This is a genomic window from Halopseudomonas sp. L-58, assembly GCF_056859475.1.
The window spans coordinates 1-6,510 of sequence record NZ_JBSXON010000070.1 but is presented as its reverse complement, the minus strand read 5'-3'; the positions used below and the strand labels follow the sequence as shown (position 1 = coordinate 6,510).

The window sequence follows — 6,510 nt, the reverse complement described above, 5'->3', positions numbered from 1 at the left end:
CCACAGCGAGGGATAGTCGCCGCGATGCTCTTGCACCATCCGCACGGCTCGTTCACGGACTTCAGGGGAAAACTTGTTTGTCTTGTTCATGGCTTCATCTTCTCAGGAGTTGAAGCCTCCGCGAAACCCGGGGCGGTTCAGCTTGCCTTTGCCCCTTTTGGTTGGGCATGGCTTGCGGTGGTCGCTCTGGCCGCATTGTTTGTCCTGACCGCGCAACCTTCAAAGCGTCAGGCGTTATGGTCGGCTTACTTCTTTGGCCTTGGTTACTTCGGTGTAGGTGTCTCCTGGGTCTTCGTCAGCATCAGCCAGTACGGCAATGGCCCCGTGGTGGGGATGTTAGCTACAGCGGCCTTTGTCTCGCTGCTTGCCCTCTTTCCATGGGGCGTCGCGTACCTCGTACGCCGCCTGCACCCTGAGATGGATGCGACGGCCCTCTGGCTAGGGCTACCAGCGACATGGGTGTTGAGTGAATGGATGCGCACCTGGTTCTTAACCGGCTTTCCCTGGCTCTTTGTCGGCTACAGCCAGACCGACACCACACTCGCCACTATCGCGCCTGTCTTTGGTGTGCTTGGCGTGAGTTTTCTGGTGGCCTTGCTCGCTGGCGGCCTGGCTTGGGTTGTTTTAAATCCAAGCCTGCGCCGTGCAGCGGTAGCCGGTGCCGTGTTAACCGCTACTCTTGCCAGCTTGCAGCTCCTGGATCATGAGTGGACGCAGCCAGCCGCTGATCCTATCAATATTGCCCTCTTGCAAGGAAACATCGCGCAAGACAGAAAATGGGACCCGGATTCACGGGGAATCACGCTGGACCGTTATCAGGCGCTTACGAAGCAGCATCTCGGGGCCGACATTGTGATTTGGCCAGAAACGGCAATCCCGATGTGGCATGACGAGGCTAGAGAATATCTTGCTGAGCTTAAGGCGTTAGCCGATCAGGCCGGCACCTCGTTGATGATTGGCGTCCCGATACGCGAGGAGGACGGTCGCACCTACAACGCGGTGACAAGCCTCTCCGATCCCTCAGGCTTCTACTACAAACGTCACCTGGTGCCCTTCGGTGAGTATGTTCCGTTTCGGGAGTTTTTGGGTTCGTCCCTCGACGTGCTCGGGGCGCCCATGTCCGATTTCACACCGGGACGGGAAGCGCACGTCCTGAAGGCAGCAGGGGTGCCTGTAGGGGCACTCATCTGCTACGAGGCGGTCTTTGGTGCTGAAGTCACGGAGTTTCTGCCCGAAGCGCAGTTGCTGGTGAATGTCAGTAACGATGCCTGGTTCGGCAGCTCGCTCGGCCCTTTCCAGCACTTTCAGATGGTCCGCATGCGTGCCATCGAAACCGGACGTGACCTACTGCGAGCCACGAACACGGGTATCACAGCAGCTGTCAGCTACGAGGGAAAGGTTCTTACACGCGCTCCTCAATTCCGCGTAGCCACCCTCAGTGCCGAAGTGACCCCCAGAACTGGCGCAACCCCTTATGTGCGCTGGCGGGATTGGCCTGTCCTTGGCGTGATCGCACTCGGACTCGGCTTGCTCCTGCTTCGTCGAATTCGGCAGTATCATCGCTTGGGTACATGACAGCGAGCAGATTTTAAATCGGATGAGGAGGAAGGGATTTGTCTACATGTGGCAATTGGCTATCAAGAAAAAAGCTCACAAGCCGGGAAAGCGATGCGTTGCTGTGGCTCTCGCTCCTGTTAATGTTGGCGGCGTCTATATGGAGAAGAGATATGAGCACTCAAACAACCTTCTGTTTAAGGATGCAAGCGGCCAATGGCGGGGTCAGACCGGACGTTTCAGTCGGGAATCGTGGGAAGGGCTGGAATAGCTGAATGATCGATCACATTCCCTCTTTACTCATCGCCAGCCAGCTCTTAATGGCGACAGTGGCAGGTTTGCTGCTCAACCTGACGCCCTGCGTTTTGCCCGCGATTCCTATTAAGGTCCGGACTATCTTACGAGAGGCGGGCAGCCAACGATCGCACCGCGTGCTGGCCGCATTGGCGTTCACCGCAGGAACACTCGCGTTTTTCTTGACGCTGGGCGGATTGACCGCATTTCTTCAGTGGAGCTGGGGCACTTTGTTTCAGTCCGCGGTGTTCGTTGGTATCCTTGTTGCCTTGCTGGTCGGGTTTGCGGTGGTCACGTGGCTGGATTTGCCCATTCCGATCCCGTCGTTCGCCGCCTCGGCCCATGGCCGGCGTTACTCTGAAGCATTCTTATCGGGGTTATTGAGTGCGGTTTTGGCTGCACCTTGTGCTGGTCCTTTCCTGGGTGGAGTCCTAGCCTTTGCCGTTACCCAGCCGGCGCCGGTAACTATGGGGATATTCGGCAGTATCGGGCTGGGGTTGTCGCTGCCCTACGCGGCACTGATCCTCAAACCCAAGTGGCTGAGCCGGTTGCCCAAGGCGGGGCCCTGGACTCTGGCCATTCGAGAAGGGCTCGCGCTGGTCTTGCTGGCCGCAGCCGTCTTCTTCAGCGCGAGCCTGATGCCCAAAGCGGTTTATCCCTGGCTATGGTGGTCTTGGCTGGCACTGGTGCTGGCCTGGGGTGCTCGCCGTTTCGTCCAGGGTAATGGTACCGTGCGTGTGATCACCACAACGGCGGCAGGCCTTGCCCTTGCGATGACTATGGGATTTGCATCCCCGCTGGACAGCAACGGAGACGAACTCGTCTGGCAACCCTACTCCGCAAAGTTACTGACGGAGACAAAAGCCCGGGGCACACCCTATTTGCTGGAGTTCACCGCCGACTGGTGCATCAACTGTAAGATACTTGAGCGCACGGTCTACCAAGAGCCCTCCGTGGCCAAAGCCGTGCGGCGCACCAAGATGGTGCCTATACAAGTGGACGTGACAGCGAGCAACCCCGAAAAAGATGCGCTATTAACTGCGACCGGTGGGCAGGCCTTACCCTTCGCAGTGGTTATTGACGGTGACGGCACCGTTATCGCCCGTTTCACGGGGCTTTTTGACGCCGACAGCTTGGTCGAAGCTATCAGTCGTACCGAAAACCTACAACCTTAGATACTGGAGATGAATCATGGTGATTCGACATAAAGGATTGCTGGCTGGTGTAGTGGCTTTTCTCCTCGCGATCGCTGCGTTCATGTTGATCGACACCAACGGAAACAACCCCGACGCTGTCCAGACTGAACGAGCCGCTCTTGAAGTCCCGGTTTCGGCCCGAACAGGATTGGCGAATTCCGCTGATAAGGTACGCCTCACTCTTGCGAAAGGCGACGCAGCATTGGCGGGAAAGCCTGGTGAATTCGTTCTGACATTGAACATTGAACCGGGCTGGCACGTGAATGCCAATCCGGCCTCTATGGAGTTCCTGATTCCCACTGTCGTCAATTCTTCAGTCAACGGCCAAGCGCTTGAAATCCCGACGCAGTACCCGCGCGGCCGGGTCAGTGACATTGTGCTGGGTGACACCGCCCTTGAGGTGTATGACGATGGTGCGAGTATTCGGCTGCGGCCCGACGGAAAACAGATTGCCGTGCTGGAAAAGGTAGGCAGGCTCGAAATGATTGTACGGGCGCAGGCCTGCAGTGACGAGGGCGTCTGCCTGGCACCGACTGACATGCCTGTTGCGCTGAATCTGGACGATACCAGCCGACAATAAGTCAGAACGCACTTTGGAAGTGACGCAACTGGGGAATGACTGTGAACAGCTTATTCAGAGTATCCCGATTGCCGTGGTTGCTCTTGGCAGCTCAAGGCCATGCCAGAGTTCATGTCTAGAGATGGGCGAGACTCGCTTCGTTAAACGGCAAACTTACATTGTAATTCGCACATTCCGCATGATGAAGTGGCTTCGGGGAAGTGTCGGCATCCTGTCCCAGATAATCGATAAATCTTGTTGGGGAATCTCGTATTGGAGCGAGCGAGCCAGAAAACGGGCTGCAACGCTCATCAAGGCGCCGGCAACGCCTTCTCCCGGACAGCGATGGTTAACATGCGGGTCGCCTGGTCCTTGCGGGATTGCCTGCCCAGCGCACCGTAACTGTTGAGGGTCAGCCTTTCATTCTTTGACTCGGCCGGCTTCCGCCTTTGGGCTCAGCAAACTGCCCAGGATCAACATGGCGGCGCCGACGACGATACCAATATCCGCCAGGTTAAACGCAGGCCAATGCCAGGACTGCCAGTAAAAATCCAGGTAGTCGATTACATGGCCTCGAAATGCGCGATCGATCAGATTCCCAACTGCCCCGCCCAAGATAAGGCTATAGCCTAGCGCTTCACTGTTGACTCTGGGCTTACGCAATACCAGAGCCAGCACGATTGAAATGACCAAAGCTATGACGATGAAGAAGTAACGCTGCCAACCGCCCGCGTCAGCCAGGAAGCTGAACGCTGCACCGGTATTCCAGAAATGAACCAGATTGAAGAACGGGGTGAAAGGAATCACGGTGCCGACCGGGAGCGAACCCGTAACTGCGCTTTTCATCGCTAGGTCGGCCGAGGCAATGGCCAGCGATAGCATCCACCAGAACCAGGGAGCAGCGAGAAGTGACCTTCTAGGAGACGAGCTCATCGCGTTTCTCCTTGAAGAAGTCGCTGCAGCTCCGGTGAGATGGGCATCGGAGCAAAAGCACTGACCCTGGCGCGCCCGCTGTTTCCGAGCGGCACCCAGATCTTAGAGAACAGCAGGGCCGCTATGATTCGCGGAACTTGGCTGGGCACCTCTCGAAAGTCGCGCAACTGCCAGCCAGCCCTTAGCATCAGCCAATGGCTCTGAGCATGAAGAATAGCCATTCGCTGGCTCAATATGTGGGCTCGCTCCAGCCAAGAGAAAGCCTCGGTTGGCGCCTTTTCACTGAGTGCTTTCCTAGCTTGGAAAAAGGCCTCATCGATGGCAATGCGGAGAGCGGTATTCATCTGGATCTCACTTACGCAGCAGATTGCCTAAGTGAACACCCTATAGCAGCTATAGGGTCAAGCGCTATGGATTCAGGCGACGCGAAAAATGACTTGAAGCCGAAATCATAAAAGAGGTTTGTCGCCCCCCAGCAGGCCAGCAGTTTGTCCGCATGGTCTGCTTTATAGGTTCGATAGCCAGTGTCTTCGCGATTAGGCGGTGGAAGCAGTCCCTGACGTTCATAAAAACGAATCGTCTGAATGTCCACCCCCGCCTGATGTGCAAGTTGGCCGATGCGAATAGTCTGTCCCTTGGTAAAAAGCCAGTATATCCAGGCTTGACCCTATGCCTGCTACATGGTTTTTAATCGGCAGGATCAAGTTCTATAGGAGAAGCTGATCATGAATTCCTGTGAGAAACCCAGTGGCTGTGGCCCCGTGTCGGCAACCACTGAAGCGGCAACCGCGCCTTTGAATGAAGGAGCATGGATCAGCAGTGCCCAAAATGGGTTGCTCTTCAGAAGAACGAATGATTCGGCTCGCGCTGAATGGCTTTCCTGAGCTCAATTCGTTGGCCTTTGATCTAAGCAGCTGACAGGTGCGCGCTTTGCATGACGGTTCGGTTGACCAGATCGCGACCAAGCTAGAATCACTTGGCTTCTTCCTATCCAGATTTGGTGATTGGTACGGTCGCTGGCCTCATCGTACTCAACGGTCCGCGCCGAATCCTGGCATTGAAAGCCTGGCCAACCGGATCGACAGCCACTCCCATTTACCCAAACAGAGGCGCGTAGCTTATGACTGACGTTAAGACGACTGAGATAGAACAGTTGATGGCTGGATTGAACAGAAAAATTGCCGAAGGGAATGCCGCCCAGAGTCGCGATGCAGCTTATGCCGTCTATGTGAAGCTCGCGTCGCTTCGTGAGCAGCTCCCAGCCCTCACAGAAGCCGGGGTGGAGAAGGCCTTGGAGCACGCCAGCCAGAAGGCCAGGCGACTCTATGAGGCTTTTCACCTTGAAGTGCAGTATGACTTGGAATGGGCGAGCAGCCGCAGCTACGAAGACTCTTAGAAATTTGTCCTTGAAGATGAGCAAGCGGCGAATGGGCCACGGGTGAAGCCCGGCCTAAACGAATCCATTGTGCCATGAATGAGGTTTCCACTATGCAGCATCGAACTACCAGATGAGCTGAGTGGAAGTGAAGATGACACTCTCGAGACTGCCAATGAGGGGGCCGCAGACCCTGTCCGTTTAGCTACGCCGCTGGGCCGGGCCATTGGTAATCTGTTCGTCCAGGCCTTGCCGCTACTGGACGGCAACCCACCAGGCTAGCTCAATGTCTTCATTATCGGTGGCGGTGCGGTGCATCTATTCACCCATGCGCGTGGCAGTGTTGACATCGATGCAGAGATCGAGGCCGCGTGCTGCGCAAGGACGAGATCATGACCGTTTACACGCCGCCCGAGGGCTACGAGGATAGCGACCATGCTCGGTGGTTTTTTGGCGAATTTGAACCGCCCCGGGTTTCGCGGAGGCTTCAACTCCTGAGAAGATGAAGCCATGAACAAGACAAACAAGTTTTCCCCTGAAGTCCGTGAACGAGCCGTGCGGATGGTGCAAGAGCATCGCGGCGACTATCCCTCGCTGTG

The 6,510-nt window shown here is 56.3% G+C and carries 6 protein-coding genes and 1 pseudogene; 4 read left to right on the top strand and 3 right to left on the bottom strand.

All coding sequences use genetic code 11. The features are described 5' to 3' along the window. The first annotated feature begins 96 nt into the window (after positions 1 to 96). The 3 genes from lnt to AC13EY_RS12765 all read left to right on the top strand — a co-directional run bounded on the left by lnt (position 97) and on the right by AC13EY_RS12765 (position 3,624). Positions 97 to 1,575 carry an apolipoprotein N-acyltransferase gene (gene lnt, locus AC13EY_RS12775; protein ID WP_482876866.1) on the top strand — a complete coding sequence of 493 codons (1,479 nt, stop codon included), beginning with the start codon at positions 97 to 99 and terminating at the stop codon, positions 1,573 to 1,575. A gap of 254 nt (positions 1,576 to 1,829) precedes the next feature. Beyond that, positions 1,830 to 3,023, top strand: coding sequence for a protein-disulfide reductase DsbD family protein (locus AC13EY_RS12770; protein WP_220469429.1), 1,194 nt, complete (start codon positions 1,830 to 1,832; stop codon positions 3,021 to 3,023). Positions 3,024 to 3,039: 16 nt separating this feature from the next. Next, positions 3,040 to 3,624: a protein-disulfide reductase DsbD domain-containing protein gene (locus AC13EY_RS12765; protein WP_036991839.1), complete on the top strand. Its 585-nt coding sequence runs from the start codon at positions 3,040 to 3,042 to the stop codon at positions 3,622 to 3,624. Between the two features lie 399 nt (positions 3,625 to 4,023). Here AC13EY_RS12765 and lspA read toward each other — a convergent pair whose 3' ends face one another. The 3 genes and pseudogenes from lspA to AC13EY_RS12750 form a co-directional block, all read right to left on the bottom strand. Beyond that, on the bottom strand, positions 4,024 to 4,536 hold the full coding sequence (lspA, locus tag AC13EY_RS12760) for a signal peptidase II (RefSeq protein WP_036991841.1): 513 nt from the start codon (positions 4,534 to 4,536) through the stop codon (positions 4,024 to 4,026). Then, positions 4,533 to 4,880: a DUF3703 domain-containing protein gene (locus AC13EY_RS12755; RefSeq protein ID WP_036991842.1), complete on the bottom strand. Its 348-nt coding sequence runs from the start codon at positions 4,878 to 4,880 to the stop codon at positions 4,533 to 4,535. Before AC13EY_RS12755 ends, lspA begins: the two co-directional genes overlap by 4 nt. 140 nt (positions 4,881 to 5,020) lie before the next feature. Beyond that, positions 5,021 to 5,161, bottom strand: a pseudogene (locus AC13EY_RS12750) (MerR family DNA-binding transcriptional regulator); the annotation flags it as partial. A 495-nt stretch (positions 5,162 to 5,656) separates the two neighbouring features. Between AC13EY_RS12750 and AC13EY_RS12745 the strand changes: the two are divergent. Continuing rightward, positions 5,657 to 5,932 (top strand): hypothetical protein, encoded by a 276-nt coding sequence (locus AC13EY_RS12745; RefSeq protein WP_228247773.1) that lies wholly within the window; start codon positions 5,657 to 5,659, stop codon positions 5,930 to 5,932. The last annotated feature ends 578 nt before the right edge of the window (positions 5,933 to 6,510 follow it).